Consider the following 26,022-nt stretch of genomic DNA (forward strand, 5'->3'; position numbering starts at 1 on the left):
CGGCCGGTCCGGCTGCGCTAGCCCGTCCCCCGGCTCACCTGTTCAGGTGGAATTTTTCCAGCCGGTGGTGGCAGGCATCGACCCAGCGCACGGTGCCGGTGGAGGAGCGCATCACCACGCTGTGGGTGCGGATCTCGTCGCCGCGGAAATGGACGCCGCGCACGAGATTGCCGTCGGTAACGCCGGTCGCGGCGAAATAGACGTCGGCCGGCACCATGTCCTCGATGGCGTATTTGCGCTCCACGTCCTTGAGGCCGACGGCCTTGATCCTGTCGCGCTCTTCCTTGTTGCGCGGCACCAGGCGTCCCTGCATCTGGCCGCCGATGCAACGCAGCGCGGCGGCGGCAAGGATGCCCTCCGAGGCGCCGCCGGTGCCCATATAGATGTCGACGCCGGACCGTTCGGGGCTCGTGGTGTGGAAGACGCCGGAGACGTCGCCGTCGCCGATGAGGCGGATGGCGGCGCCCGCCTCGCGCACCTCTTCGATGAGGCGCGCGTGGCGCGGCCGGTCGAGGATGCAGACCGAGAGGTCCTCGACCGCAACGCCCTTGGCCCTGGCGAGCGCGGCAAGGTTCTCGGCCGGGGTCGCGTCGAGATCGATGAGCCCGTCGGGAAGCCCGCCGCCGACGGCGATCTTTTCCATGTAGACGTCGGGCACGTTGAGGAAGCTGCCGCCCGTCGCCATGGCGACGACGGTGAGCGCGTTCGGCAGGTTCTTGGCGCACAGCGTCGCGCCTTCCAGCGCCACGGCGGCGACGTCGACCTCCGGGCCTTTGAGCGTGCCGACCTTCTCGCCGATATAGAGGTGGTCGACGGCGTCCTCGGCGCCCTCGCCGATGACGATGGTGCCGTCGATCGGCAGGTGGTTGAGTTCGCGCTCCATGGCGTCGATGGCGGCGAGATCGGCGGCGCGCTCGTCGCCGCGGCCGCGCATCCGGGCGGCGGCCACCGCGGCGCGCTCGGTGACCCGGACCAGCTCGATGGTCAGGATGCGGTCGATTGTGGCGCTGATCTTCTTCTTCGACATTCTCTCACCAAAAGGGTCAGAATGGAGTTAAATCAATCCTTTAACGGAGCTAACTAAACCATTTTCTCAATACGGATGACCTGCGGCGCGGCCGCGATCACGTTCTCGTCCGCGATCTGTTCCATGGCCTCGCGAATCGCCGCCTCGGTGGTCTCGTAGGTTATCAGAATTACCGGCGTCGGCTTGCCCTTGCCGTTCGGGCCTTCCTCGCGGCGCTGGACGATGGATTCCAGCGAGATTTCCTTCTCGGCCATGCGCGCGGCGATCCTGGCGAAGGCGCCGGGCCGGTCGTAGACCTCCAGGCGGATGTAATAGCCGCCCTCGTGCAGGCGCATGCGGGCGCGGCGGTAGGGCTCCAGCTCGCCGGCCGGGCGGCCGAGCACAGGCACGGAGAGGCCGCGGCCCAGATCGGCCATGTCGCCGACCACCGAAGAGGCCGTCGCCTCGCCGCCGGCACCGGGTCCGACGAGCACGATCTCGCCGACGAAATCGGCATCGACCGCGATCGCGTTGAGGACACCGTCGATGCGGGCAATCGCCGAGGATTTCGGCACCATGGTCGGATGGACGCGCTGCTCGATGCCGGTCTCGGTGCGCTGGGCGACGCCGAGGAGCTTGATGCGGTAGCCGAGTTCGTCGGCGGCCTCGATGTCGGCAAGCGTGATGGAACTGATGCCCTCGATATAGATCGAGGCGTCGTCGATCTCGGTGCCGAAGGCAAGGCTGGTCAGGATCGCCAGCTTGTGGGCGGTGTCGTTGCCCTCGATGTCGAAGGTCGGATCGGCCTCGGCATAGCCGAGCCGCTGGGCTTCGGCGAGGCATTCCTCGAAGGAGCGCTGCTCCTGCTCCATCTGGGTCAGGATGTAGTTGCAGGTGCCGTTGAGGATGCCGTAGACGCGGTTGACGGCGTTGCCGGCGAGCGACTCCCGCATCACCTTGACGATCGGAATGCCGCCGGCGACCGCGGCCTCGAAATTGAGGCTGGCGCCGTTCTCCTCGGCAAGGCGGGCAAGCTCAACGCCGTGCTTGGCGAGCAGCGCCTTGTTGGCGGTAACGACATGTTTGCCGGCCTTGAGGGCGGCGCGCACGGCGTCCTCGGCCGGGCCGCTGTCGCCGCCGATCAGCTCCACGAAGACGTCGATGCCGTCGCTCGTCGCCAGCGCCACCGGATCGTCGAACCACTCCATGGCCGAGATGTCGATGCCGCGGTCCTTGTCGCGGCTGCGGGCGGAGACGGCGGCCACCCGCATCGGGCGGCCGCAGCGCACGGCGAGATCGTTTTCATGGCGGGCGATCAGCCGAACGACCGAGGCACCGACCGTTCCAAGGCCTGCAAGGCCGGCTCTGAGCACTTCCTGCATGGTGAAGGTGGTCCGCTAAAACTGGCGCGCGCCCGTGGCTAACCGCGGGCGCTGATCGGGACCACGTTGTGCAACGTTTCCTCCGCCGTTTCAAGGAACCGGCGCACATTGCGGGCGGCCTGGCGGATTCGCTGCTCGTTTTCCACCATGGCGATGCGGACATAGCCCTCGCCGTGCTCGCCGAAGCCGATTCCCGGCGCAACGGCGACGTCGGCCTTTTCAACGAGGAGCTTGGAGAACTCCAGCGAGCCGATCTCGCGGAAGCGTTCCGGCAGCGGCGCCCAGGCGAACATGGAGGCCTCGGGCGCCGGGATCTCCCAGCCGGCGCGGGCGAAGGCGTCGACCATGGCGTCGCGGCGCTTGCGATAGGTCTCGCGGAACTCGGCAACGCAGTCCTGCGGCCCGTTGAGGGCGGCGGCGGCGGCGACCTGGATCGGCGTGAAGGCGCCGTAGTCGAGATAGGATTTTACGCGGGCCAGCGCGGAAATGAGCCGCTCGTTGCCGACGGCAAAGCCCATGCGCCAGCCGGGCATGGAATAGGTCTTCGACATGGAGGTGAATTCGACCGCGATGTCCATGGCGCCCGGCACCTGCAACAGCGAGGGCGGCGGCGTCTCGGTGAAATAGATCTCCGAATAGGCGAGATCGGACAGCACGAAGATCTCGTGCTGGCGGGCGAAGGCGACGACATCGCGATAGAACTCGATGTCGGCGACGCAGGCGGTCGGGTTCGACGGGTAGCAGAGGATCACCGCAATCGGCTTCGGCGTCGAATGGTGGATCGCCCGCTCCAGGGCGAAGAAGAAATCCGGGCCCGGCTCGCTCGGGATGGAGCGGATGACGCCGCCGGCCATCAAAAACCCGAAGGCGTGGATCGGATAGCTCGGATTGGGGACCAGCACCACGTCGCCCGGCGCGGTGATCGCCTGGGCCATGTTGGCGAAACCTTCCTTGGAGCCGAGCGTGGCAACGACCTGGGTCTCCGGATCGAGCTTGACGCCGAAGCGGCGGTCGTAATAGGCGGCCTGGGCGCGGCGCAGGCCCGGAATGCCCTTGGACGCGGAATAGCGGTTGGTGCGCGGCTTGCGCACGGTCTCCACCATCTTCTCCACGATGTGCTCGGGCGTCGGCAGGTCGGGATTGCCCATGCCGAGGTCGATGATATCGGCGCCGGCGGCACGTGCGCTCGCCTTCAGGCGGTTGACGTGTTCAAAGACGTAAGGCGGCAGGCGGCGGATCTTGTGGAATTCGTCCATTTTCTCGTCCGGAGGCTTGGTCGAACGGCGGCGCAGGCGGCTTTGCAGCGGTTGCGCGGTTCGGAACGGCCCTTGGTTTCAGAGCGGTCCGGCGGGGCGGCGCGTCAGCGGGCCCGCCGATTCGGCTGTTTTCCCTTGAATCCCGGCATGGTGCCGGACCTGATGCCGCCTTTCAACGTGAAATGGCGGTCGGCCCGCGAATTGTCGCTGCAGCACCTGACGGAAGGGAAACGGGGTCAGTTGTTCTCGATCTCTTCCAGCGCCTCCTTGCCGTGGCTCTCGCCGAGGCGTTTCAGACGGGTGGCGAAGGCCGGCCCGCGGGCGCCGGCGCGGGCGGCGTTGCGGGCCGCCAGCGCGCGCAGGTCCTCGATGGTGCGGTCCTTTTCCTCCTCCTTCAGGAGGTCCGGGCGGCCCGAAGCGTCAAAGACGGGCGCGCCCTCTTGGCGTCCGGACGACGCTGCCGGGGCGACAGGCCGGGACGTCGCCGGCGCAGCGCCGTCCGAGGGCGCCGCCGGCGCGGCCTCGGTTGCAACCGGCGCGCCGGAGAGGAACCCTTCCGGCAGAAGCTGCATCGGCCCGTCGTCCGCGCGCGCGTTCCCTACGGCCCCGGCAAGGGCACCGAGGCACAGGAGACACACGGCAAGGCTCCTTCGCGGCAGCGCAACATATTGATCGGTCATAGGTCTTGCGAATCTCATCGAAGCCGGTATTGCCGGTCCGCCGGCCCCACCGGCTGTCACAGTCACGTGCGATAACACTGCGCACCGTTCGTGGCAAAAACTCGACGCGCCCTTGCATTGGGCGGTCCATCGCTGCCTATTATAATCAAAACGGTTGCATCCGGCGGATTCATCGAGCGGAGTTCCCTGAAGAATGCACCAGAGTACCGGGGAGGAAACGGGCATGGAGTCCGGCACCGACGACACCAATCTGCCCTATCTCGTCAAGGATCCCGAAGTCTTTGCGCAGAATCTGGCCCGCGTCATCGAGGAGGCCGGAAAGGCGATGGCCGCCTATTCGGAGCCGCGGGAAAAGGGCGAGATCCAGTCCGACCTTGCCGATACCATCGCCGAGATTATCAAGACCCTGTCGCGGGTCGGCGAATACTGGCTGTCCGATCCCCAGCGCACCTTCGAGGCGCAGATGCGGCTTTGGAGCGGCTTCATGGAGCTTTGGGGCGCTTCCATGCGCCGCATGCTGGGCGAGGCCTCCTCGCCGACGATCGAGCCCGATCCGCGCGACAAGCGCTTCCAGGATCCGGAGTGGCAGAAGAACCAGTTCTTCGACTTCTTGAAGCAGGCCTATCTCATCACCTCGCAATGGGCCGAGACGATGGTCGCCGACGCCGCCGACCTCGACGAGCACACGCGGCACAAGGCCGATTTCTACGTCAAGCAGATCGCCAATGCGCTGTCGCCGACCAACTTCATCCTGACCAATCCGGAACTTTTGCGCGAGACGCTGGATTCCAACGGCGAGAACCTGGTGCGCGGCATGCACATGCTGGCCGAGGACATCAAGGCGGGCGGCGGCGACCTGCGGCTGCGCCAGTCCGACCCGACGAAGTTCAAGGTCGGAGAGAACCTGGCGACGACGCCCGGCAAGGTGATCTTCCAGAACGACATCTGCCAGGTGCTGCAATACACGCCGACGACGGACGAGGTGCTGAAGCGGCCGCTCCTGATCGTGCCGCCCTGGATCAACAAGTTCTACATCCTCGACCTCAACGCGGACAAATCCTTCATCCGATGGGCGGTCGGCGAGGGCCACACCGTCTTCGTCATCTCCTGGGTCAACCCGGACCAGCGCCTCGCCCGCAAGAGCTTCGAGCACTACATGCTGGAAGGCGTGCTGGAAGCGCTGAAGGTCGTCGAACAGGCGACCGGGGAAAAGCAGGTCAACGCCGTCGGCTACTGCGTGGGCGGCACGCTGCTGGCCGTTACCCTCGCCTATCTGGCGGCCAAGAAGGACAAGCGGATCGCCAGCGCCACCTTCTTCACCACCCAGATCGACTTCACCCATGCCGGCGACCTGAAGGTCTTCGTCGACGAGGAGCAGATCGAGGCGGTGGAGCGGCGGATGGCCGAGCGCGGCTATCTGGAAGGCAGGCGCATGGCCAACGCCTTCAACCTTCTGCGCTCCAACGACCTGATCTGGCCCTATGTGGTCAACAACTACCTGAAGGGGCGCGAGCCGTTCCCCTTCGACCTCCTCTACTGGAACTCCGACGCCACACGGATGCCGGCTGCGAACCACTCCTTCTACCTGCGCAACTGCTATCTGGAGAACAATCTCAGCCAGAAGCGGATGGTGGTCGGCGGCGTCACCCTCGACCTTTCCAAGTCGAAGGTGCCGATCTTCAACCTTGCCGCCCGCGAGGATCACATCGCGCCGGCGAAATCGGTGTTCCTCGGCTGCACCTCCTTCGGCGGGCCGGTCGAATACGTCATGGCCGGGTCCGGCCATATCGCCGGCGTCGTCAACCCGCCGTCGCGCAACAAGTACCAGTACTGGACGGGCGGCAAACCGACCGGCAGCTTCGAGAGCTGGGTCGGCAAGGCAAAGGAGACGCCCGGCTCCTGGTGGCCCTACTGGCAGCAATGGGTCTCAGGCCTTGCCGGTGAAAAGGTGAAGGCGCGAAAGCCGGGCGGCGGCAAGCTGAAGCCGATCGAGGACGCGCCCGGCAGCTATGTCAGGATGCGGGACTGAGGGCGGGCGCCATCGTCGCGATTGTTGACGATCGCGGCAAAAGGCCGGACAACCATGCGGGCGGGCGATGCGACCCCATTGAGGCGGAAATCGTCGATGAAGAAAGGCAACAAGGACCGACTGCGCTACGACGAGTGGCTGAGCCGCCTGTTCCGGATGGATGACGGCGTCTGGCGCCGGCACGCCAGCGGCTGGAGCGTCTGGACCCGGGCGGCGAGCCTGCCGCTCCTGGTGCTCGCGGTCTGGAGCCATCGCTGGGTCGGCATCGGCGGCGCGCTCTCCCTCGTCGGGCTCGTCGCCGTCTGGACCTATCTCAATCCGCGCATCTTCCCTGCGCCCAAGCGCACCGACACCTGGCACGCGCGGGCGACCTTCGGCGAGCGGGTCTGGCTCAATCGCCACCGCATCCCGATCCCGCGCCACCATGCGGTCGTCGCGCATATCCTTGCAGGCATCGCCGCGACCGGCGCGGTGATCGCGCTCTGGGGCACGTTCCTCGCCGCGTTCTGGCCGACGCTCATCGGCATCGTCATCGTGCTTTTGGGAAAATTCTGGTTCCTCGACCGCATGGTCTGGCTCTACCAGGACATGAAGGACATGGACCCGATCTACCGCTCCTGGGAGCGCATCCCGGTCAACGACAACGAAGCGGCCCGCAAATGGCCGCGGCGGAAGCGGCGGGAGGGGTAAGCCCCGCCCGTCCCTATCGCCCGCACAGCCCGGTTTCCACGATGGCCGTCAAAGGCTGACGGACTGGAGCGCGGAAGCCCTTACGGGAACATCGCGATCTGCATCAGGCCCTCGGTCTCCTCGATGCCGAAGGCGAGGTTGAGGTTCTGCAGCGCCTGGCCGGCCGAGCCCTTCACCAGGTTATCCAGCGCACCGATGACGATGGCGCGGCCGGGAATGCGGTCGGGGAAGACGCCGACCATGACGTGGTTGGAGCCGCGCACGGCCTGGGTGGCGGGAATGCCGCCCTCCGGCAGGACATGGACGAAGGGCTCTTCCGCATAGCGCCGCCTGAGCGCCTCGCGCACGTCGGCGGGGGACGCGCCGTTGGTCAGCTTCACGTAGCAGGTGACCAGCTCGCCGCGGCTCATCGGCACCAGGTGCGGCGTGAAGTTGACCCGCACCGCCTCACCGGCCGCCCGGGTGATCTCCTGCTCGATCTCCGGCGCGTGCCGGTGGGTGCCGACGGAATAGGGCGAGAGCCCCTCGCCCGCCTCGCAAAACAGCGTGTTCTGCTTCAGGCCGCGGCCGGCGCCGGAGACGCCGGACTTGGCGTCGATGACGAGATCGGTGGCATCGACGATGCCGGCGGCAACGATCGGCAAGAGCGCCGTCAGCACGGCCGTCGGATAGCAGCCGGGACAGGCGACGAGCCGGGCGCCGGCGATCTCGGCACGATAGTGCTCCGACAGGCCGTAGACGGCTTCCGGCTGGATCTCCGGGGCGCGGTGGTTCTGGCCGTAAGTGCTGGCATAGACGGAGGTGTCGCGCAGCCGGAAATCGGCCGACATGTCAATGATCCGGGTGCGCGGATGGGCCGCCAGGATCTGCTTGGTGATGTCCTGGGTGGTGCCGTGCGGCAGGCCGCAGACGATGGCGTCGACCGTGCCCCAGTCGACCTCCTCCCAGTTCTGCAGGGTCGGCAGGTCGAGGACGCCGAGATGGGGAAACACCTCCGCCATCTCCTTGCCGGCATGGGTATTGGCCGTCAGCGCGGCGATCTCGATCCGCGGGTGGCGGGCGGCAAGGCGCACCATGTCGGCGCCCGTATAACCGGACGCGCCCAAAACGCCGATGCGGATACTCTCGACCATTGCCGTCTCCATCTGACTGTCGGGAAATGTCTTTCTCGCGGCGCCTTTTACGCCAGCAGCACCGCCGCCGCCAGTGCCCCGGCGGCAAAAATCCTGTCGCGGGGGATCGGCGTCAGCTTCCGTTGCGGCGTCGCTCGGCAAGGAGGCCGAGATAGGTCTGGGCGATGGACGCGGCCGCCAAGGACGTGACGTCGGCGTGGTCATAGGCCGGCGCGACTTCCACGACATCGCCGCCAACGAATTCGATAGCGCCGAGGCCGCGCAGGACCGACAGCGCCTCGCGGCTCGACAGCCCGCCGGCGACGGGCGTCCCGGTTCCCGGAGCGAAGGCGGGATCGAGGCAGTCGATGTCGAAGGTCATATAGGCGCGGCGGTCGCCGACGCGGGTGACGATGGCGTCGATGATGCCCTTGACGCCGAGGGTCTCGATCTCGTCGCCATAGACGATCTCGATGCCGAAATCGTCCGGCGCGTGGCTGCGGATGCCGATCTGGATCGAGCCGGCCGGATCGATGATCCCCTCCTTCACCGCCCGGGCGATCATGGTGCCATGGTCGATGCGGTCGCCGTCGTCGTCCCAGGTGTCCTGGTGGGCGTCGAACTGGACGATGGCGAGCGGGCCGTGGCGCTCGGCATGGGCCTGGAGCAGCGGCCAGGTGACGTAGTGGTCGCCGCCCATGGAGAACAGGTGACAGCCGGCATCGAGGATTTCGCTCGCCTGGCGGCGGATATGGCCGGGGATCTCGGCATGGCGTGCGTAGTCGAAGGCGCAGTCGCCATAGTCGACGACCGCGAGCGTCTCGAAGATGTCGAAGGCGAAGGGGTAGTTCGGGTCGCCGCAGAAGGTGGCAGACGCCTTGCGGATGCCCTGCGGTCCGAAGCGGGCGCCCGGCCGGTCGGAGACGGCGGCATCGAACGGGACGCCCCAGACCGCCACGTCGACGCCGTCGAGGTCGCGGCTGTAGCGCCGGCGCATGAAGGAGAGCGCGCCGCAATAGGCCGGCTCGTGGCTGCCGCCATAGAGCGAGGTACCGTGGACGGCATTGTCGGTTCTGGGCGGTCCGGATTTTGTGCTCAACGGTTCTCGGCTCACAATAATCGGTGTTGCGCGGCAAACGATCCTGACGTTGCAAATGCCGGCTGTAAAGCCGCCTGGCTGCGCGAACGATCGGGTCGGGGCGCCCTCACCCGTCCGCGCCGTCGAGCGGCCACCGCCCGAGGTCGACGTGGCGGCGTTGGCCCACCAGGCTTTTCACCAGCACGAAGCCGTCGCAGAGCCAGCCGATCGCCTCGTCGAGGCGGGTGTCCGGCACCGGCCGCCGGCCCCACAACAAGGTGGCGTGCGGCCGGAACAGCGCCGGACCCTGCCAGAGCCCGGCCTTCACGAGTTCGCCCCGCAGCGCCTGCCGCAACTCCTCCAGCGCCGCGATCCGGCAGCGACTGCAGAGCACCACGGGACGCTTCTGCGCACCGCCGAAGGTGCACAGGCGATCGAAGACCACCGGAAACGGCGCCGCCCTGACGCAGGCGCCGGCGCGAACAGCCGCCGCGGCATCGTCCCTGCGGACGCCACGCCCGGAGATCGCCGGCACGAGCGAAACATGCAGCCGATCGGCGCCGAAGGGGCGCTCCGAAAGGCCGTGACGCTCCTTGCATCGCCGCGCGACGTCGAGCATCGCCGCTGCAGCGCCGGCGTTCGGGCGCAGGGCGAAATAGAGGAGATCCGGCCGCTCCTGCATGCCCAGATCGAGAAAAAGCTGACCGCCCGCCATCTCGTTATCCAACGCGCCCTATTTGTTCTCTATATGTTCTCATTGCACGGCGTCGATGTCGACTCTTTTCGTGGCAGCGCCGCCACGGCATCGCCCGTTCGCACATGCGCCGTCGACGGGTGCTCACGCGGACCCGTTCGAACAGTCCGGAGGCGCGCTGCGCACTCGGCGACGCGTTGGATCCACCACCCTAAATGGAAACATGTAGAAACTTCGAGCTACGCCCGGTAGTTTGTAGCGTGTGACCTCCGGACCCGGCGGTCGATCGGGTCGGGTGCATGTCGGCTATGGACGGAGATGGCGGCTCTGATGGCAAAACGACGCGTTTTTCTTGCAGCACTTGCGGTGATGTTGGCCGCACTGGCGACCCATGGCCCGGCGCGGGCCGCCGATATCGTCATCGGCGTGCCGAGTTGGTCCTCGGCCGAGGCGACGGCGCACGTTCTCGGCGAAATCATCCACCAGAAGTTCGGCGTCTCGGTCGCCTACAAGGCCGGCACCAACGAGGAGATTTTCGCGGCCATGGACAGCGGAGAAATGCAGGTCCATCCGGAGGTCTGGCTGCCGAACCACCGCGCCCTGATGCTCGACTATGTCAACGGCCGCAAGACGGTGGCGATGAACCGGCACGGCGTGCCGGCAACGCAAGGGATGTGCACGACGGCGGCGACGGCGGAGAAATACCACATCGCCTCGATCTCCGACCTCGCCGACCCGGAAAAGGTCAAGATCTTCGACACCGACAGCAACGGCAAGGGCGAGGTCTGGATCGGCGACAAGGACTGGGCCTCGACCCGGATCGAGAAGATCCGCGCCAAGAGCTACGGCTACGACGCCACCATGACGCTGCTTGAGGGCGAGGAGACGGTGGCGATGGCGATGATCGACGTGGCGGCGGCGACTGGCAAACCGCTGGTGTTTTACTGCTACGCGCCGCACCATTTGTTCCAGCTCCACGACGTCAAGCTCCTGGACGAGCCGGCGCACGACCCGACGAAGTGGATCGTGCACACGCCGTCTGACGACCCGGACTGGCTGAAGAATTCGTCGGCACCGGTCGCCTGGGACGTCTCGTTCCTGCACATCCACTACCAGAAGGCGCTGGAGGAGGCCCATCCCGACGTCGCCAAGCTGCTCGCCAATGTGGAGCTCGACACCGACACGATCTCGGCAATGACCTACGCCCTCGTCGCGGAGCGCAAGGACCCGGCGGAGTTCGCCGGCGAGTGGGTCGCCGACAATGCGGAGCGCATCGAGGGGTGGCTGAAATGACCGAGAGAACTCACACCGCCCCCCTCTCCCGGCTGAAGAGGGCTGCGTTCCTTGCGGTCGCGATCCTCGGCATTGCCGGGATTTCGGCCGCGGCCGTCGCCGAGGCATCCCGCTACTGGGATCCTGTCTCCAAGAAGTGGATCGTCTACAATCCGAAGCGCGTCCAAGAGGCGGCGACGGCGCAGGGCGGCACGCCGAAGCGGTTCCGCCGCACGGTCGTCGACTTCGAGACGGCGGAGCGGCCGGGCACCATCATCATCGATGCCGACCAGCATTTCCTTTATCTCGTCCAGCCCGGCTTCAAAGCGATCCGCTACGGCGTCGGCGTCGGCCGCGACGGCTTCGGCTGGTCCGGCGTCGTCACCATCGGGCGCAAGGCCGAATGGCCGACCTGGACACCGCCGACCGACATGATCGAGCGCGATCCGAAGCTGGTGAAATATGCCAGCGGCATGCCCGGCGGGCCGGAAAACCCGCTCGGCGCGCGGGCGATGTACCTGCACTACGGCGGCAAGGACACGCTCTACCGAATCCACGGCACCAACGAGCCCTGGTCGATCGGCCTCAACGTCTCGTCCGGCTGCATCCGCCTCAACAACGAGGACATCAAGGACCTTTACACCCGCGTCGGCGTCGGCTCGAAGGTCATCGTGCTGATGTCGGGGGCGGCGTTGTATGAGTCGTAGGTCAGGCCAAAATTGCGCAGTTGGAGAAGTGACTGTGCTCGCTTGGTCTAACCTCGGCCTCGCCTCAGTGATGGGAACGAGAGTGATCCTGGCGGTCCAGGCGCCGGCTATAGATGTAGATGCCGACAAGCACCATCGCTGCGGCGGCGAGCAATAGCAATGGCGGCCAAAGTGGCAAAAGGGTCATGCTAGTCTTCTTCTCGCAGGAAACCCAAAGCAATCCATTCCGCTAAAAGTAGGGCAAAGCCGACGAAAATCCAAACCCAAACGGACCAGTCGGAAAGCCTTTCCGTGTCGCCCTGACCGATCACCGGTGCGACGAACGCCCATGAAATGACGAAAAGTCCGGCGAGCCGCAAGGCGCCGCCGACGGCCTTGAGGCGCTCGTTGAAGCGTTTGTTGCGCAGTCGTCGTCCCATGTGTCCGCCACATCTTGCCCGCTTTCCGATCAATCATCGCCGATTGTAACCGGAAGAAAAAGCGCCGACGGGCTGACATTTGTCAGCCCATCGGATTTTGGTCGACACAAACAGAAAGGGCCGCGCGGTGCGCGGCCCTTTCCCAATTCGTGCAGTCTCGCAAAACGCCTTAGCGCTTGGAGAACTGGAAGCTCCGGCGGGCCTTGGCGCGGCCGTATTTCTTGCGTTCCACGACGCGGGAGTCGCGGGTCAGGAAGCCGCCCTTCTTGAGGATGCCGCGCAGGTCCGGCTCGTAATAGGTGAGCGCCTTGGAGATACCGTGGCGCAGCGCGCCGGCCTGGCCGGACAGGCCGCCGCCGGAGACGGTGGCGACGATGTCGTACTGGCCGTCGCGGTCAGCCGCGAGGATCGGCTGGCGGACGATGAGCTGCAGCACCGGACGACCGAAATACTCGGTGAAGTCCTTCTTGTTGACGGTGATGCGGCCACTGCCCGGCTTCAGCCAGACGCGGGCGACCGCGTCCTTGCGCTTGCCGGTGGCGTAGGAGCGGCCCTGGGCGTCCAGCTTCTGGACGTGGACCGGGCCCTCGGACTCGGCGGCGGCGACCGGCGTGGTGCCGAGTGCCGTACCCAGATCCTCAAGAGATTGGATTTCGTCGGCCATTCTCAGGCACTCCTCTTGTTCTTGGCATTGAAGCTCGCCAGGTCGACGGCCTCGGGCTGCTGGGCCTCGTGCGGATGCTCGGCGCCGGCATAGATGCGCAGGTTCTTGAGCTGGGTGCGGCTCAGCGGGCCACCCGGCATCATGCGCTTGATCGCCGCTTCGACGACGCGCTCGGGGAACCGGCCTTCCAGGATCTCACGCGCGGTGCGATCCTTGATGCCGCCCGGATAGCCGGTGTGCCAGTAGTAGACTTTGTCGGTATATTTGCGGCCGGTGAACACCACCTTGTCCGCATTGACGATGATGACGTTGTCACCGCAGTCCATATGGGGCGTGAAGGTCGCCTTGTGCTTGCCGCGCAAACGATTTGCGACGAAAGCGGCAAGACGGCCGACGACGGCGCCCTCGGCGTCGATCAAGATCCATTTCTTCTCGATCTCGGACGCTTTGGCCGAATAGGTCTTCATGCGATCAGCCCTGGTTTTCGTGTTTCGATCGGGTTTTATCGGTCGGCGCGCAGTCCCCTTGACGGGAAAAACGCGAAAGGCGGCCGAGCCGGCCGCCGCCAATCGCCGCGTGATGTACGGGAGCGACGCCCCGCCGTCAAGCGCTTTCTTCAAAAAAACGTTCAAAACCAGTCATTTGCCATTGCGGTAAAATAATACTCATTTGTCCCGGGGCGGGATCGAATAGGTCGCCGTGGCGTGGGCGACGATGGTGTCGGAGGCGACCGAGTGCATCCGGCATTCGGTGACGGCTAGCCGCTTGCCGAGTTTCAGGAGCCGGCAGTCGGCGACGATGTCGCCCGGCTCGGGCTTCGACAGGAAATTGATGTTGAGATTGGTGGTGACGGCCAATGCCACCGGGCCGATATGGGCGAGGATCACCACATAGGCGGCGAGATCGCAGAGCGTCATCATCGCCGGGCCGGAAACGGTGCCGCCGGGGCGCAGGTGCCGCGCGGCGGCATGAAGGCGCAGGCTCGCGGCGCCCGGCGCGATGCCCTCGATGAAATAGGACTGGCCGCCCTCGTGGATCTGCGGGAACTCGCGGTCGAGCAGCGCGATGACCTCGTCCGCGCTCATGATCGGTTCGAGCGCCATCCGCACCCCTCCCCCGGTTTTTCTGTCGTTGGTCGCCATTTTGCCGAAGCGGGGCGCTATGGCAAGGAGGCTGACGCATTCCCGTTCGATGTGGGTGCCTCGCCATCGACGGCGCGGGCGAAGGCCGCTAGTGTTGCGCGAAAATGTCTGTCCTGTCCGAGGAAAAGCGATGACGGTTGAAGCCGCCCCTTTCGCCGATGCCGAGCCGCCAGTGACCCGCGAGGACGCCGAGGGCGTCGCCATCCTGACGCTGAACCGGCCGAAGGCGCTGAACAGCCTCTCGATGCCGCTGCTTCAGGCGCTGAAGGCCGAGCTCGATTCCGTCGGCGCCGACCCGAAGGTGCGCGCGGTTATCATCCGCGGCGCCGGGCGCGGCTTTTGCGCCGGCCACGACCTGAAAGAGATCACGGCGCACCGGTCCGACGAGGACGGCGGCAAGGCGTTTTATGATGCGCTGTTCGCCGCCTGCACCGAGACCATGCTGACGATCGCCCGGCTTCCCGTCGTCGTCATTGCCGAGGTGCACGGCATCGCCACCGCCGCCGGCTGCCAGCTCGTTGCCAGTTGCGACATGGCGGTCGCCTCGGACCTTGCCCGCTTTGGGGTCAACGGCGTCGATGCGGGCCTCTTCTGTTCCACGCCGATGGTGGCACTGTCGCGCAACGTGCCGCGCAAGGCGGCGATGGAGATGCTGACGACGGGCACGATCATCGATGCGGAACGGGCCCGCGAGCTCGGCCTCGTCAACCGGGTCGTGCAGGCCGAGGAACTCTCCTCGGTGACGCTGGCGCTCGCCCGGCAGGCGGCGGAAAAGTCCCGCAAGGTCGTCGCCCTCGGCAAGGCCGCCTTCTACCGCCAGGTCGAGGCCGGCATCACGGATGCCTATGCGGAGATGAGCACCGTCATTGTCGACAACCTGATGATGGCGGATGCGGAAATCGGCATTGCCGCCTTCATCGACAAGCGCAAGCCTGTCTGGGAAGAGGATGTGCCGGCCGCGGCGCCGGTCGCGGTCGACCACGACGCCTATGACGATGCCTATATCCGGGGCATCCTCGATAGCGTGAAGACCGTCGCCATCGTCGGCGCCAGTGCCAACCCGACGCGGCCGAGCCACCTCGTGATGAAATATCTGCTCGCCAAGGGTTACCGGGTGATCCCGGTCAATCCCGGCCTTGCCGGCAAGGACCTGCTCGGCCAGCCGGTCCACGCCAATCTCACCGACATTCCCGGCCGCATCGACATGGTCGACATCTTCCGCAATTCGGCCGCCGCCGCGGCGATCACCGAGGAAGCGCTGCGGCTCGACCCGCGGCCGAGGGCGATCTGGATGCAGCTCGGGGTGCGCAACGACGAGGCGGCGGCAAGGGCCGAGGACGCCGGCGTCCGCGTCGTCATGAACCGCTGCCCGAAGATCGAATACGGCCGCCTCTCCCACGAGATCGCCTGGACCGGTGTCAACAGCCGCACGATCTCCTCAAAGCGCCCCAAGCTGCAGAAGGGTTTCCAGCACCTGGGCCTGCGCGCCGGACCGCACAAGCATGCGTGATGCATGCAGCAGGTAAGCGCGCAAAGTGCAGCATAACCTAGCGATTTTCGCGTTCGGCCGCACATCGGCGAACCAGGTCCGACGGCAGCGTTGATGGCAATCCGGCGTCGTCGAACGCCTTTGAGAATTCTCGGGCGCCGTATCGCCACAGATACGCCTCTCCTCCCTTGACCTTTGCGACCCGTGGCGAACGCTCGCCGACGACGTAGCCCAGATCCAGGTCGGAGAACGCGTCGATCCGCTCCACCTTGGCGGCACCCCGGACAGGTAGCCGGGTGCGAAACATGCAGGTCGTTTTGGCGTCGACGGCGTCGAATTCTCGCGCCAAGGGAGCGGTTATCTCAACGTACGCGGCTATCGCCACGACCGGAAAGGCGCTTGCCAATGCCGCAAATGCCGCCCTGCCTTGCTTCGGCAAGGCCAGGCTCAGCACGAGATAGTTGACCAATCCGATTGCGGCTGTGGCATCGGCCCCGTGGTTCCCGTACCGCGCTCCGGTTCCGGGAAAAGCATCCAGCACACCCAGGCCCGCGCACGCCAGCATCGACAGCGAAAAGAGGATATTGACGCCAAGGAACAAATACCGCCGCGCCGCCAAGATCAGGACGAACCCGAATAAATTTATGAAATAACCGGCGTTTCTGGAAACATCGACGGCCTGCGCGACCCACGTGCGACCTTCAACGCCAAGGAAGATATAGACAATCAGGGACGCCGCGACCGCCATCGGCATCCAAAGCGCAAGGCGCAGCAATAAAGCGCGTGAAAGCATGCGGGGCGGGCGCGGCATGTCGATTTCGACCCGTTCGATGCGCTATCCATCAGGACCACGATTTCAAAATCGCAATCAGAGGTTAAATATCCTGAGAGGCGCGCCCGCAAGCTTGAATCCGGCGGCGGCGTCGCCGTGGTTAAGCGACTTTCTCAACAGCCTCTAAATTAGCCCCGCCTCATTTGACGGAAGCTCCGTTCTCGGCAACAAACGCGCCTGACATCTGACAACCAGATACGCAACAACCCGCCGACACCAACAGGGGGAATTTTCATGACCGCCGACCGCGAACCCGGCTTTGCAACGCTCGCCGTCCATGCCGGCGCCCAGCCCGACCCGACCACCGGGGCCCGGGTGACGCCGATCTACCAGACCACGTCCTTCGTCTTTGACGACGTCGACCACGCCGCGTCCCTGTTCGGGCTGCAGGCCTTCGGCAACATCTACACCCGCATCACCAACCCGACGACGGCCGTCCTGGAAGAGCGCGTCGCGGCGCTTGAGGGCGGGACGGCGGCCCTGGCGGTTGCCTCCGGCCATGCCGCGCAGATGCTGATCTTCCACACCATGCTGACGCCGGGCGACGAGTTCGTCGCCGGCAACCGGCTCTATGGCGGCTCGATCAACCAGTTCAACCATTCCTTCAAGAGCTTCGGCTGGAACGTCGCCTGGGCCGACGCCGACAACCCGCAGAGCTTTGCCGACGCTATCACCGACAAGACCAAGGCGATCTTCATCGAGAGCATCGCCAATCCGGGCGGCAGCATCACCGACATCGCGGCGATCGCCGATATCGCGCGAAAGGCCGGCGTGCCGCTGATCGTCGATAACACCATGGCGACGCCCTATCTCTGTAAGCCGCTGGAGCACGGCGCCGACATCGTCGTCCATTCGGCGACGAAATTCCTCGGCGGCCACGGCAACTCCATGGGTGGCGTGCTGGTCGACGGTGGCAGCTTCGACTGGTCGAAGGGCGGGCGCTATCCGTTCCTGTCCGAGCCGCGGCCGGAATATCAGGGCATGGTGCTGCACGAGACCTTTGGCAATTTCGCCTTCGCCATCGCCGCGCGCGTCCTCGGCCTGCGCGATCTGGGGCCCGCCATCTCGCCGTTCAACGCCTTCCAGATCATGACCGGCATCGAGACTCTCGGCCTTCGCATGCAGAAGCATTGCGATAACGCCCAGCTCGTCGCCGAATGGCTGGATGCGCATCCGGCCGTTGCCTGGGTCTCCTATGCGGGCCTGCCCTCCTCGCCCTATCACGCGCTCGCCAAGGCCCTGATGCCAAAGGGTTCAGGCGCCGTCTTCACCTTCGGCGTCAAGGGCGGCTACGACGCCGGCGTTGCCGTCGTCTCCAATGTCGAGCTGTTCTCGCACCTCGCCAATATCGGCGACACGCGCAGCCTGATCATCCACCCGGCCTCGACCACCCACCGCCAGCTATCCGACGAGCAGAAGGTGGCGGCCGGCGCCGGCCCGGACGTGATCCGGGTCTCGATCGGCATCGAGGAGGCCGACGACATCATCGCCGATCTCGACCAGGCGCTTTCAGCCATCGGCTGATCGCCGTCCCGATTTCGAACGCCAAGGCCGCGCAGGTGGAAAACCCTGTGCGGCCCTTTTTCGTGTGCCTGCCGGCGCGGATAACGCAGACGTGACGGCACCGACCCTCTTGTGATCGCGTTGCCGGTTCGGGTCGTGCGCCTTGCGTGCGATCCTCGATCCGAACGCATCCCGGCCTTTGTGCCGGGATTGGCACGACACGGGAGGCCCCGATGACCCGACTTTGGACGATGGCCGCGCTGGTCGGCCTGATGGCGTTTTCCGCTATCCCCGCGCTTGCCCATCACGGCTGGCGCTGGACGACCGGCGACAACATCGAACTCACCGGCATCATCCGCACGGCAAAGCTCGGCAACCCGCATGGCGTCCTGACGGTCGATGCGGAGGGCGAGATGTGGACCGTGGAGGTCGGCCAGCCCTGGCGCAACGAGCGCGCGGGGCTCAAGGACGGCGATCTTGCCGAGGGCGTGGAGGTCCGCATCGTCGGTGAGCCGTCGGCGGACATGAAGGAGCGCCTGATGAAGGCCGAGAAGATCTATCTCGGCGACAGGGAATACCTGCTCTATCCCGGCCGTGACTGACGGGTTCCTCGCCGCCGCGGTGCTCCTCGGGGATACCGCGGTGGCGCACTATCTGCGCTTCTCGCGCTATGGCTACGCCGCCGTCAGTGCGGCACATATCTTCGGCATCGCGCTCCTCGTCGGCGCGGTGCTGCCGCTCGACTTGAAGCTGCTCGGCTTCTGGAAATCCGCCGACCGGCTGTCGCTGGTGCGGGTGCTGGTGCCGACGGCGGCGACCGGTCTTGTCATCGCCATCGCGAGCGGGGTGCTGCTGTTTTCCGTGCAGCCCGCCGACTATCTCGCGCTACCGGTGTTCCTTGCCAAAATGGGAATCGTCGCCGCCGGTATCGTCACCGCTCTGACCCTGCACGCCCGCCACGGCCTCTGGCTGGAGCGCAGCGCGCAAGAAAAGCGGTTCTGGTTGCCGGGCCTGTCGATCCTGTGGTGGCTTTCGGCGCTCGTCTGCGGGCGGTTGATCGCGTTTGCGGGGTAAGTTCGGGCGCGTTTGTGACGCCGCCGGTATTCCCTCTCCCGTCATTCCGGCCGTAGCGAAGCGGAGAGCCGGAACCCATTGCCCCTGTCGATACGGTACGCGGACCGCGATTTGCCATACTGCAGCAGTGTGGCAATTGCCGAATGAGCCTGCCGACGACATACCGAGCGGATAGGGGCAATAGGCCCCGGCTCGGGGGCCGGGGTGACGGCGGAGTTTGCGGCAACGGGGAGCGGCGAACCGTTCGGGCCGCCGGGAACGCTTCCCTCTACTCTGCCGGCTCGACCCTACCGTCGCCCACCCCGCGCTCGCCGATGGTGACGGACTGGAGCTGGCGGGTGGCGAGCCAGAGCACGATCACGGCGCCGGCCTGGTGGGTCAGCGCCAGGTGCATCTGCACGACGTGCAGAAGCGTCAGGACACCGACGGTCGCCTGCACAAGGACAAGGACGGCGAGCGCGATGGCTCGGCGAGAGAATGCCGTGCCGGCATAGGCGCGCAGCGTCGCCCACAGGTGCAGGAGGGCCAGGACGAACAACAGATAACCGGCCATGCGGTGATCGAACTGCACCGTCAGGTGGTTCTCAAAGAAATTCCGCCAGGCCGGGCTCTCGAACAACAGTCCGTCCGGGATCAGCGCGCCGTCGATCAGTGGCCAGGTGTTGTAGATGAGACCGGCCTTGATGCCGGCGACCAGCCCGCCGAGATAGATCTGGACGAAGACCATGGCGAGCAGCAGATAGGCCGTCACCTTCGCCCAGCCGGCGCGCATGGGCGGCTCCTTTGCCGGAGCGAGGCTGCCGGCGAGCCAGACCGTGTAGGCGAAGATGATGCAGGCGAAGGTCAGGTGGGTTGCGAGCCGGTATTGCGAGACGTCGACCCGGTCGGCGAGCCCGGAGACCACCATCCACCAGCCGACAGCGCCCTGCAGCCCGCCGAGGATGAAGAGCACCGCCAGCCGCGGCTTCAGCCAGGGCTCCAGCCGGCCGCTCGCCCAGAAGACCACCAGCGGCACGAGGACGACGACGCCGATCAGCCGGCCGAGCAGGCGATGCGCCCATTCCCACCAGAAGATGGTCTTGAACTCATCGATCGTCATGCCCTTGTTGACGAGGTCGTATTCGGGGATCTGCTGGTATTTGGCGAACTCTTCCTGCCACTCGCTGGCATTGAGCGGCGGGATGGCGCCATGGATCGGCTTCCATTCGGTGATCGAAAGGCCCGAATCCGTCAGCCGCGTGGCGCCGCCGACGACGACCATGGCCAGGATCAGCACCGCGACGACGGTGAGCCAGGTGCGGATCAGCGTGCGGTCGGCGCCATACCTGCCGACCCGTCGTCCCTCGTCCATTCCAGCAATCGCCGCGACCATCGTCTCTCACCGCTCCTTGAATGACGTGCTGCCAGTCGAATATCCCCGGCGGCAACGAGGCTCAAGGAGAAATGCCGCGCGTGCTGCGTCTCGACAAGGACGGGCGAAAGGCTGTAGGCAGGCGGCGGCGGTACCGGGCCGCTGCTTGGTGATCAACGGAAACGGGCGAATTCGATGCGGCAACGGGTGCGGAAACTGGTCGGGACGCTGGTCCTCGTCGCCTTCGTCATCGTCTATGTGTTCCTGGCGATGATCCTTGGCGTCGCGCTCCTGCCCGGCACCACCAAGCTGGTACAGATCGTCTATTACGTCATCGCCGGCTTCGCCTGGGTGCTGCCGGCCATGGCGCTCATTTCGTGGATGCAGAAACCTGATAAAGTGATTTAGGTTTTTCTTTTTTCTTGTTGATTTTATTATGCTTATTATCAGAATTGAGACCGCGCGTTTTGGAGAGGCGGACTGGATTGCCGCGTCGGCCTGACGGCCTCCTCGCAATGACATTGAGACACCTAAAGACTATCGCCCGTCATTGCGAGCGAAGCGAAGCAATCCAGAGCGGCGGTGCCCCAATCAACGGCATACCGCGGTTAGACGGGCATTAGACCCCGACTCGGGGGGCCGGGGTGACGGCGGAGTTTGTGGCTATCGCTGAGGCATTAGACGCGACCGACGTGACGCCCGCCCTGCTCCGCATCCGCAAAAAAACATCACGCGACGTTCAGCCGGCGGAACCCGTTGTTGAGGGCGAGCGGGCCGCCGGTCAGCAGGATGTCGAGGTAGCGGATGGCCTGGAACTCACCGTTGAGGGAGACCCGCGGCAGCGCCGTCATGTGATCGACGTGATCGCCATAGAGGAGCCCCGGCCGGGTCGTCACGGCGGTCTTGAAGCCGAGGTCGCGGACGATCTCGAAATCGCGCGGGCCGGCGGCCATCGCGCTGCCATAGGGATAGGCGAAGTGCTCGGGCCGCTTCCCTGTCATGCGGGCGATGCGGTCGGCGCCGGCGATGATCTCCTCGCGGGCACGGTCGGCGTCGAGGCGGGCGACGGCGTAGTGATTCACCGTGTGGGCGCCGATGGTGGCGATCGGATCGTCGGAAAGCTCTCTGATCTCGCCCCAGGTCATGGCCAGTTCGGCGTTCATTTCCGCAAGGTCGAGGTCGGCCCGCTCGGCCATCCGGCGGATGGTCTCGCGCTGCTCGTCCTCGCTGGCCGTCATCGTCAGCCATTTCTGCAAGGTATCGAAGGTCTTCATCTTGTCGGCCGGACGGGCGCACTCAAACGAGCGCTCGCGACCGTGCAGCGCCACGGTCAGTTCGTTGCTGTGGGCGACGATCCGCTCCAGCGCCACCCACCACAGATCGATGGTGCGGTCGGCAAAGGCGGACGCCACGAACACCGTGAACGGCGCGCCGTAGCGCTTCAGAATCGGATAGGCGATCTCGTAATTGTCCCGGAACCCGTCGTCGAAGGTGATGGCGACGAAGCGCCGTCCGTCCGGGTTCTGGAGCCGCCCGGGGACCTCGTCGAGGGCGACGATGTCGTAGTCCTCAGCGCGCAGATACTCCAGCACCTGGATCAGATAGTCCGGGGAGATCTCCAGAAAGGCATTGGGACTGAAGCCCCTCGCCGGCTCGCGCGCGACCCGATGCAGCATCAGGATCGCGCCGAGACCTTGGGTGAACGGCGCCAAAAGCCGGTGCGTCCCCGTGAAATAGAGGGCGTTCAGACCGGCCTTGTAGGCATCGCGTTTCGACAATCCCGCCATAGTCGCCATCGGTCACAAACCGCTTGATCCGAAATTCTCATTGGTGGCGCCGACGACGACGCCGGCCGGCGAAACGGTGCCGCCCAGACCAAGACTAGACGATGCGCCTTTAAAAACCTTGAACCCGGCAGCGCGCATCGATCCCGATCGTCGGACGACCCTTACCGCAAAGATGACGCAAGGACGTTTTGCGACCAAGGGAGCGTGTCCGTTTATCTTTCGTAAAGGTTAATTTCGACGCGATAAGGTTAATGCGCCGGCATGCGCGTCACGACTTGGTCGAAGCCGCACCAAGACCTCCCATGGCATAGTCCTTGCTGCCTTCCCGACAGAAAATGATGAACCGGCCCGAATTGATACATCCGGCATGCCTTTCCGGTGTTTCGATACGGTCCGCCAAATAAGGACTCCGCCATGTCGACGGACCACATCCATCCGTCCGAAATGCGATCGCCGCCGATCGATCTCGGACCGCGCAGCGCCTGGGCCAGCCGGTTTTCGCGGCTTGTCGGCGACCGGATCACGGTCGACATCTATGTCGCGGCGGAAATGCTGGCGATCTTCCTCATCGGGCTCGCCATCGCCGAGATCTATGTGCGCGGCCGGCTTCAGGTCGATGCCTATTTCGCGGAGTACCTGACGCCGCTCCTCGTCGTGCCGGTGCTCGCCGCCCTCTTCCAGCGCCAGCGCGGCCTCAACGACTTCGCCCAGCTCCGGCGCTTTTCCTCAACCATCGGCAAGGTCGCGCTTTGCGTGATCCTTGCCTTCGTCGCCGTCATCGTCATCGGCTTCGTTGCCGGCGTCGCCAACGACTATTCCCGCGTCTGGTTCGTCTCCTGGCTGCTTGCCTCGGTCGTTTCCGTCACGGTGCTGCGCGCCATCGCGGCGCGGATCTTCGCCGGCCTTGCCGCCCGCGGCTTCATCCAGAAGACGGTGGCGATCATCGGCAATGCCGGGCTTGCAAAGGACATCGCGGAGGAAATCCGAACCTCCGACCTCGGCATCCGGGTAGCACGCGTCTTCTCGCGCCAGGAGCCGCGGGCCGACGGCAATCCGGCCGGCGACATCGGCGAACTGGTGGAATACGGCCAGGCCAACCACCTCGACACCATCATCGTCGCCGCCTCCATGATGTCGCCGAAGGACCTGGAGCGGATGCTGACGGCGCTCGCCGTGCTGCCGACCGAGGTGCAGCTCTATCTCGGCATCGGCAACGGCCATGTCCCGATAAGGGGCGTTTCGTCCCTCAACCAGCTTCGCCTGCTCGACATCCAGCGCAAGCCGATCTCCGACTGGTCCTATCTGGTCAAGATCGTCGAGGACTATGCGGTTGCGAGCGTCGCGCTCGTCCTTGCCGCCCCGATCATGATCGGCGCCGCGATCGCCATCAAGCTGGACAGCGAGGGCCCCGTCTTCTTCCGCCAGCGCCGGCACGGCTTCAATCACCGGGTCATCAACGTCTTCAAGTTCCGCACCATGCGGGTGATGGAGGACGGCGACGACTTCCGCCAGGCGGTGCGCGGCGATGCGCGCGTCACCCGGGTCGGCGCGTTCCTCAGAAAGACCTCCATCGACGAACTGCCGCAGCTCTTCAACGTGCTCCTCGGGGACATGTCGGTCGTCGGCCCCAGGCCGCACCCGATCGCCCTCAACGACCAGTATGCCGGCATGCTGGCGCGCTACGAGACCCGCCACCGGGTCAAGCCCGGCATCACCGGCTGGGCCCAGATCAACGGGTTCCGGGGCCCGACCGAGGACCCGGAGCTGATGAGCAAGCGCGTCGAATACGACCTCGACTACATCGAGAACTGGTCGCTCTGGATGGATCTCAAAATCCTCGCCGCGACGCCCTTCCTCGGCATCGTCCACAAGAACGCCCTCTAAACGCCCGACATCATCACAGCGAAAGTGAGCGCCGACATGAACACGCCCTTCAAGCCCCCGCATCCCGCCGCAAAGAGCGGCGACGCCGCCCTCACCCGGAACGCCCTCGGCATTGCCGCAGAGGCCGAGCGCTTCGCCGCGCGCTACGGCGCCGACCGCCAGCGCCGGGTGCTGATCGTCGGCGGCGCCGGCTATATCGGCGGCCCGGTCGCCACCGAACTGCTGCGCAATGGTGTTGCCGTCACCAATCTCGACCTTCTGGTCTACAATCACCAGTCCGCGATGATGGGCGCCCTGCCCCATCCGGACTACGATTTCGTCTTCGGCGACATGGGCAACCCCGATGACCTCGACCGCGCCCTTGAGAACGTCACCGACGTGGTCATCCTCGGCGGCCTGGTCGGCGACCCGATCACCAAGAAATTCCCGGCAGAGGCCCACAAGGTCAACGACGTCGCCGTTGAGAAATGCATCGACCACCTCAACGGCAAGGGCCTCAACAAGGTCATCTTCGTCTCCACCTGCTCCAATTACGGCATGATGGACGAGGGAACGCTGGCCCGCGAGGATAGCCCGCTGAAGCCGCTGTCGCTCTATGCCGAATCCAAGGTGGCGATCGAGAAGCACCTGCTGTCGCTTGAGGGCAAGGTCGACTTCGCGCCGACCATCCTGCGCTTTGCCACCGCCTTCGGCCTTGCCCCGCGCATGCGCTTCGACCTCACCGTCAACGAGTTCACCCGCGAGCTGGCGCTCGACAAGGAACTGCTGGTCTATGATGCGGACACCTGGCGGCCCTACTGCCATGTCAGCGATTTCGGCCGGCTGATCCGGCACGTGCTGGAGTTCCCGGTCGACGAGGTCGCCTTCGAGGTCTTCAACGCCGGCAGCGACGCCAACAACCACACCAAGCAGTCGATCGTCGACCTGGTGTTGACCCGCCTGCCCGACCGCAACGTCGCCTACAAGTCGAACAGCACCGACCCGCGGAACTACCGGGTCAGCTTCCAGAAGCTCCACGACAAGCTCGGCTTTGAATGCCGCTACACGGTCGAGGACGGCATCGACGAGATCCTGTGGGCGCTTGAGGCCCATCTCCTCGATGAGGTCGAGGAGCGCCGTTCATTCTTCGGTAACTACGAACTCACCCGGAGCTGACCGATACGGGCGCCGGGGCCGCTTTGCCGCCGCCCTGGCGCGCTTCTTGCCACGCTTTCGCCGACTGACCACGAATGGGACAATTGAGATGCCTTGTAATCGCATCGTTATTCTCGCTGGGGGCAAGGGAACGCGGCTTCGGCCCTTCACTGCGACCTTCCCCAAGCCGCTGGTTCCGGTCGGCGACAAGCCGATCCTGGAAGTGCTTCTGCGCCAGCTTTCCGCGCAAGGCTTCAACGACGTCACGCTGACGCTCGGGCACCTTGCCGAGTTCTTCCGTGCCTTCATCGGCCAGCACAAGACGCTGGCGGAGAAGATCAACTTCTCCTTCGTCGAAGAAGAGGCGCCGACCGGCACGGCGGGCTCGCTCGCCAGCGTGCCAAATCTGGACAGCACCTTCATGGTGATGAACGGCGATCTCCTGACCGACCTCAATTTCCGCGACCTGTGCGATGCCCACCAGGCGTCCGGCGCGGCGCTGACGATCGCGGCCCATTCGAAGAAGACCAAGATCGATCTCGGCATCCTGGAGGCCGACGACAACGGCGTCCTCACCAACTACATCGAGAAGCCGGAGCACACCCACACGGTCTCCATGGGCGTCTACGTCTACGAGCCCCGGGTGCTGAACTACATCGAGAAGGACCAGTATCTCGATTTCCCGGACCTCGTGCTGAAGCTGCTCGATGCGGGCGAGAAGGTCCGCATCCACAAGTCGGACGCCTTCTGGCTCGATATCGGCCGGCCCGACGACTACGCCCTCGCCCAGGACATTTTCGAACAGGACCCGATGCGGTTCTCTTGCGGAGCATGACG

General features: G+C 65.4%; 26 protein-coding genes and 1 pseudogene. 13 read left to right on the forward strand and 14 right to left on the reverse strand.

Annotated elements, in window-relative coordinates:
* Positions 1-34 precede the first annotated feature (34 nt).
* The 4 genes from glpX to M2319_RS21365 all read right to left on the reverse strand — a co-directional run bounded on the left by glpX (position 35) and on the right by M2319_RS21365 (position 4,324).
* Positions 35-1,027 (reverse strand): class II fructose-bisphosphatase, encoded by a 993-nt coding sequence (glpX, locus tag M2319_RS21350; RefSeq protein ID WP_264603500.1) that lies wholly within the window; start codon positions 1,025-1,027, stop codon positions 35-37.
* A gap of 53 nt (positions 1,028-1,080) precedes the next feature.
* On the reverse strand, positions 1,081-2,388 hold the full coding sequence (locus tag M2319_RS21355) for a homoserine dehydrogenase (RefSeq protein ID WP_264603501.1): 1,308 nt from the start codon (positions 2,386-2,388) through the stop codon (positions 1,081-1,083).
* Between the two features lie 38 nt (positions 2,389-2,426).
* On the reverse strand, positions 2,427-3,644 hold the full coding sequence (locus tag M2319_RS21360) for an LL-diaminopimelate aminotransferase (RefSeq protein WP_264603502.1): 1,218 nt from the start codon (positions 3,642-3,644) through the stop codon (positions 2,427-2,429).
* A gap of 236 nt (positions 3,645-3,880) precedes the next feature.
* The gene (locus tag M2319_RS21365) at positions 3,881-4,324 is read right to left on the reverse strand and encodes a hypothetical protein (RefSeq protein ID WP_264603503.1); all 444 of its coding nucleotides are present in this window, start codon (positions 4,322-4,324) and stop codon (positions 3,881-3,883) included.
* Positions 4,325-4,547: 223 nt separating this feature from the next.
* On the opposite strand from M2319_RS21365, the gene phaC reads away from it, so the two are divergent.
* Complete coding sequence (gene phaC, locus M2319_RS21370) at positions 4,548-6,353, forward strand: class I poly(R)-hydroxyalkanoic acid synthase (protein ID WP_319801810.1); 1,806 nt, start codon at positions 4,548-4,550, stop codon at positions 6,351-6,353.
* 96 nt (positions 6,354-6,449) lie between these two features.
* The gene (locus tag M2319_RS21375; protein ID WP_264603505.1) at positions 6,450-7,043 is read left to right on the forward strand and encodes a DUF6653 family protein; all 594 of its coding nucleotides are present in this window, start codon (positions 6,450-6,452) and stop codon (positions 7,041-7,043) included.
* An 80-nt stretch (positions 7,044-7,123) separates the two neighbouring features.
* On the opposite strand, the gene argC is transcribed toward M2319_RS21375, so the two are convergent.
* The 3 genes from argC to M2319_RS21390 all read right to left on the reverse strand — a co-directional run bounded on the left by argC (position 7,124) and on the right by M2319_RS21390 (position 9,960).
* On the reverse strand, positions 7,124-8,176 hold the full coding sequence (gene argC, locus M2319_RS21380) for an N-acetyl-gamma-glutamyl-phosphate reductase (protein WP_264603506.1): 1,053 nt from the start codon (positions 8,174-8,176) through the stop codon (positions 7,124-7,126).
* A gap of 112 nt (positions 8,177-8,288) precedes the next feature.
* Positions 8,289-9,254 (reverse strand): agmatinase, encoded by a 966-nt coding sequence (gene speB, locus M2319_RS21385; protein ID WP_264603507.1) that lies wholly within the window; start codon positions 9,252-9,254, stop codon positions 8,289-8,291.
* A gap of 106 nt (positions 9,255-9,360) precedes the next feature.
* Positions 9,361-9,960, reverse strand: coding sequence for a 2'-5' RNA ligase family protein (locus M2319_RS21390; RefSeq protein ID WP_264603508.1), 600 nt, complete (start codon positions 9,958-9,960; stop codon positions 9,361-9,363).
* Between the two features lie 297 nt (positions 9,961-10,257).
* Here M2319_RS21390 and M2319_RS21395 point away from each other — a divergent pair, with 297 nt between their 5' ends.
* Positions 10,258-11,220 (forward strand): ABC transporter substrate-binding protein, encoded by a 963-nt coding sequence (locus tag M2319_RS21395; RefSeq protein WP_264603509.1) that lies wholly within the window; start codon positions 10,258-10,260, stop codon positions 11,218-11,220.
* Positions 11,208-11,906: a L,D-transpeptidase gene (locus M2319_RS21400; protein WP_406682254.1), complete on the forward strand. Its 699-nt coding sequence runs from the start codon at positions 11,208-11,210 to the stop codon at positions 11,904-11,906. The genes M2319_RS21395 and M2319_RS21400 overlap by 13 nt, the downstream gene beginning before the upstream one ends.
* A 188-nt stretch (positions 11,907-12,094) precedes the next feature.
* Here the strand turns inward: M2319_RS21400 and M2319_RS21405 are convergent, their stop codons facing one another.
* The 4 genes from M2319_RS21405 to M2319_RS21420 form a co-directional block, all read right to left on the reverse strand.
* The gene (locus M2319_RS21405) at positions 12,095-12,325 is read right to left on the reverse strand and encodes a hypothetical protein (protein ID WP_264603511.1); all 231 of its coding nucleotides are present in this window, start codon (positions 12,323-12,325) and stop codon (positions 12,095-12,097) included.
* A gap of 169 nt (positions 12,326-12,494) precedes the next feature.
* The gene (rpsI, locus tag M2319_RS21410; protein WP_111434294.1) at positions 12,495-12,989 is read right to left on the reverse strand and encodes a 30S ribosomal protein S9; all 495 of its coding nucleotides are present in this window, start codon (positions 12,987-12,989) and stop codon (positions 12,495-12,497) included.
* Between the two features lie 2 nt (positions 12,990-12,991).
* The gene (rplM, locus tag M2319_RS21415; RefSeq protein WP_264603512.1) at positions 12,992-13,456 is read right to left on the reverse strand and encodes a 50S ribosomal protein L13; all 465 of its coding nucleotides are present in this window, start codon (positions 13,454-13,456) and stop codon (positions 12,992-12,994) included.
* 198 nt (positions 13,457-13,654) lie between these two features.
* Positions 13,655-14,092 carry a PaaI family thioesterase gene (locus M2319_RS21420; RefSeq protein ID WP_264603513.1) on the reverse strand — a complete coding sequence of 146 codons (438 nt, stop codon included), beginning with the start codon at positions 14,090-14,092 and terminating at the stop codon, positions 13,655-13,657.
* A 169-nt stretch (positions 14,093-14,261) separates the two neighbouring features.
* Here M2319_RS21420 and M2319_RS21425 point away from each other — a divergent pair.
* A pseudogene (locus tag M2319_RS21425) lies at positions 14,262-15,080 on the forward strand (enoyl-CoA hydratase); the annotation flags it as partial.
* A gap of 75 nt (positions 15,081-15,155) precedes the next feature.
* Positions 15,156-15,641, forward strand: coding sequence for a CoA-binding protein (locus M2319_RS21430; RefSeq protein ID WP_264603555.1), 486 nt, complete (start codon positions 15,156-15,158; stop codon positions 15,639-15,641).
* Positions 15,642-15,678: 37 nt separating this feature from the next.
* On the opposite strand, the gene M2319_RS21435 is transcribed toward M2319_RS21430, so the two are convergent.
* Complete coding sequence (locus M2319_RS21435; RefSeq protein ID WP_264603514.1) at positions 15,679-16,431, reverse strand: hypothetical protein; 753 nt, start codon at positions 16,429-16,431, stop codon at positions 15,679-15,681.
* Positions 16,432-16,686: 255 nt separating this feature from the next.
* Here M2319_RS21435 and M2319_RS21440 point away from each other — a divergent pair, with 255 nt between their 5' ends.
* From M2319_RS21440 to M2319_RS21450, 3 genes are all read left to right on the forward strand, one after another.
* Positions 16,687-17,976 (forward strand): O-acetylhomoserine aminocarboxypropyltransferase, encoded by a 1,290-nt coding sequence (locus M2319_RS21440; RefSeq protein ID WP_264603515.1) that lies wholly within the window; start codon positions 16,687-16,689, stop codon positions 17,974-17,976.
* Between the two features lie 212 nt (positions 17,977-18,188).
* On the forward strand, positions 18,189-18,557 hold the full coding sequence (locus M2319_RS21445; protein WP_264603516.1) for a DUF6152 family protein: 369 nt from the start codon (positions 18,189-18,191) through the stop codon (positions 18,555-18,557).
* On the forward strand, positions 18,550-19,029 hold the full coding sequence (locus M2319_RS21450; RefSeq protein ID WP_264603517.1) for a DUF2214 domain-containing protein: 480 nt from the start codon (positions 18,550-18,552) through the stop codon (positions 19,027-19,029). The genes M2319_RS21445 and M2319_RS21450 overlap by 8 nt, the downstream gene beginning before the upstream one ends.
* 268 nt (positions 19,030-19,297) lie before the next feature.
* On the opposite strand, the gene M2319_RS21455 is transcribed toward M2319_RS21450, so the two are convergent.
* The gene (locus M2319_RS21455; RefSeq protein ID WP_264603518.1) at positions 19,298-20,380 is read right to left on the reverse strand and encodes a COX15/CtaA family protein; all 1,083 of its coding nucleotides are present in this window, start codon (positions 20,378-20,380) and stop codon (positions 19,298-19,300) included.
* A gap of 195 nt (positions 20,381-20,575) precedes the next feature.
* Between M2319_RS21455 and M2319_RS21460 the strand changes: the two genes are divergently transcribed.
* Complete coding sequence (locus tag M2319_RS21460) at positions 20,576-20,788, forward strand: DUF2842 domain-containing protein (protein ID WP_264603519.1); 213 nt, start codon at positions 20,576-20,578, stop codon at positions 20,786-20,788.
* A 320-nt stretch (positions 20,789-21,108) separates the two neighbouring features.
* On the opposite strand, the gene M2319_RS21465 is transcribed toward M2319_RS21460, so the two are convergent.
* Entirely contained in the window at positions 21,109-22,176 is a 1,068-nt protein-coding gene (locus M2319_RS21465) for a polysaccharide deacetylase family protein (protein WP_264603520.1), read from the reverse strand.
* 405 nt (positions 22,177-22,581) lie between these two features.
* On the opposite strand from M2319_RS21465, the gene M2319_RS21470 reads away from it, so the two are divergent.
* The 3 genes from M2319_RS21470 (at position 22,582) to M2319_RS21480 (ending at position 26,020) form a co-directional block, all read left to right on the forward strand.
* The gene (locus M2319_RS21470) at positions 22,582-24,051 is read left to right on the forward strand and encodes an undecaprenyl-phosphate glucose phosphotransferase (RefSeq protein WP_264603521.1); all 1,470 of its coding nucleotides are present in this window, start codon (positions 22,582-22,584) and stop codon (positions 24,049-24,051) included.
* Between the two features lie 36 nt (positions 24,052-24,087).
* Positions 24,088-25,206, forward strand: coding sequence for an NAD-dependent epimerase/dehydratase family protein (locus tag M2319_RS21475; RefSeq protein WP_264603522.1), 1,119 nt, complete (start codon positions 24,088-24,090; stop codon positions 25,204-25,206).
* 88 nt (positions 25,207-25,294) lie between these two features.
* Positions 25,295-26,020 carry a nucleotidyltransferase family protein gene (locus tag M2319_RS21480; protein ID WP_264603523.1) on the forward strand — a complete coding sequence of 242 codons (726 nt, stop codon included), beginning with the start codon at positions 25,295-25,297 and terminating at the stop codon, positions 26,018-26,020.
* Positions 26,021-26,022 lie beyond the last annotated feature (2 nt).

It is taken from the genome of Rhodobium gokarnense (assembly GCF_025961475.1).
In the GTDB taxonomy this organism is placed as follows: Bacteria; Pseudomonadota; Alphaproteobacteria; order Rhizobiales; family Rhodobiaceae; genus Rhodobium; species Rhodobium gokarnense.

Bases quoted from the DNA above. Each gene is read 5' to 3' on its own strand.
- glpX (WP_264603500.1), bottom strand. From the start codon at position 1,027: ATGTCGAAGAAGAAGATCAGCGCCACAATCGACCGCATCCTGACCATC.
- M2319_RS21355 (WP_264603501.1), bottom strand. From the start codon at position 2,388: ATGCAGGAAGTGCTCAGAGCCGGCCTTGCAGGCCTTGGAACGGTCGGT.
- M2319_RS21360 (WP_264603502.1), bottom strand. From the start codon at position 3,644: ATGGACGAATTCCACAAGATCCGCCGCCTGCCGCCTTACGTCTTTGAA.
- M2319_RS21365 (WP_264603503.1), bottom strand. From the start codon at position 4,324: ATGACCGATCAATATGTTGCGCTGCCGCGAAGGAGCCTTGCCGTGTGT.
- phaC (WP_319801810.1), top strand. From the start codon at position 4,548: ATGGAGTCCGGCACCGACGACACCAATCTGCCCTATCTCGTCAAGGAT.
- M2319_RS21375 (WP_264603505.1), top strand. From the start codon at position 6,450: ATGAAGAAAGGCAACAAGGACCGACTGCGCTACGACGAGTGGCTGAGC.
- argC (WP_264603506.1), bottom strand. From the start codon at position 8,176: ATGGTCGAGAGTATCCGCATCGGCGTTTTGGGCGCGTCCGGTTATACG.
- M2319_RS21395 (WP_264603509.1), top strand. From the start codon at position 10,258: ATGGCAAAACGACGCGTTTTTCTTGCAGCACTTGCGGTGATGTTGGCC.
- M2319_RS21405 (WP_264603511.1), bottom strand. From the start codon at position 12,325: ATGGGACGACGACTGCGCAACAAACGCTTCAACGAGCGCCTCAAGGCC.
- rpsI (WP_111434294.1), bottom strand. From the start codon at position 12,989: ATGGCCGACGAAATCCAATCTCTTGAGGATCTGGGTACGGCACTCGGC.
- rplM (WP_264603512.1), bottom strand. From the start codon at position 13,456: ATGAAGACCTATTCGGCCAAAGCGTCCGAGATCGAGAAGAAATGGATC.
- M2319_RS21420 (WP_264603513.1), bottom strand. From the start codon at position 14,092: ATGGCGCTCGAACCGATCATGAGCGCGGACGAGGTCATCGCGCTGCTC.
- M2319_RS21435 (WP_264603514.1), bottom strand. From the start codon at position 16,431: ATGCCGCGCCCGCCCCGCATGCTTTCACGCGCTTTATTGCTGCGCCTT.
- M2319_RS21440 (WP_264603515.1), top strand. From the start codon at position 16,687: ATGACCGCCGACCGCGAACCCGGCTTTGCAACGCTCGCCGTCCATGCC.
- M2319_RS21445 (WP_264603516.1), top strand. From the start codon at position 18,189: ATGACCCGACTTTGGACGATGGCCGCGCTGGTCGGCCTGATGGCGTTT.
- M2319_RS21455 (WP_264603518.1), bottom strand. From the start codon at position 20,380: ATGGACGAGGGACGACGGGTCGGCAGGTATGGCGCCGACCGCACGCTG.
- M2319_RS21460 (WP_264603519.1), top strand. From the start codon at position 20,576: ATGCGGCAACGGGTGCGGAAACTGGTCGGGACGCTGGTCCTCGTCGCC.
- M2319_RS21465 (WP_264603520.1), bottom strand. From the start codon at position 22,176: ATGGCGACTATGGCGGGATTGTCGAAACGCGATGCCTACAAGGCCGGT.
- M2319_RS21470 (WP_264603521.1), top strand. From the start codon at position 22,582: ATGTCGACGGACCACATCCATCCGTCCGAAATGCGATCGCCGCCGATC.
- M2319_RS21475 (WP_264603522.1), top strand. From the start codon at position 24,088: ATGAACACGCCCTTCAAGCCCCCGCATCCCGCCGCAAAGAGCGGCGAC.
- M2319_RS21480 (WP_264603523.1), top strand. From the start codon at position 25,295: ATGCCTTGTAATCGCATCGTTATTCTCGCTGGGGGCAAGGGAACGCGG.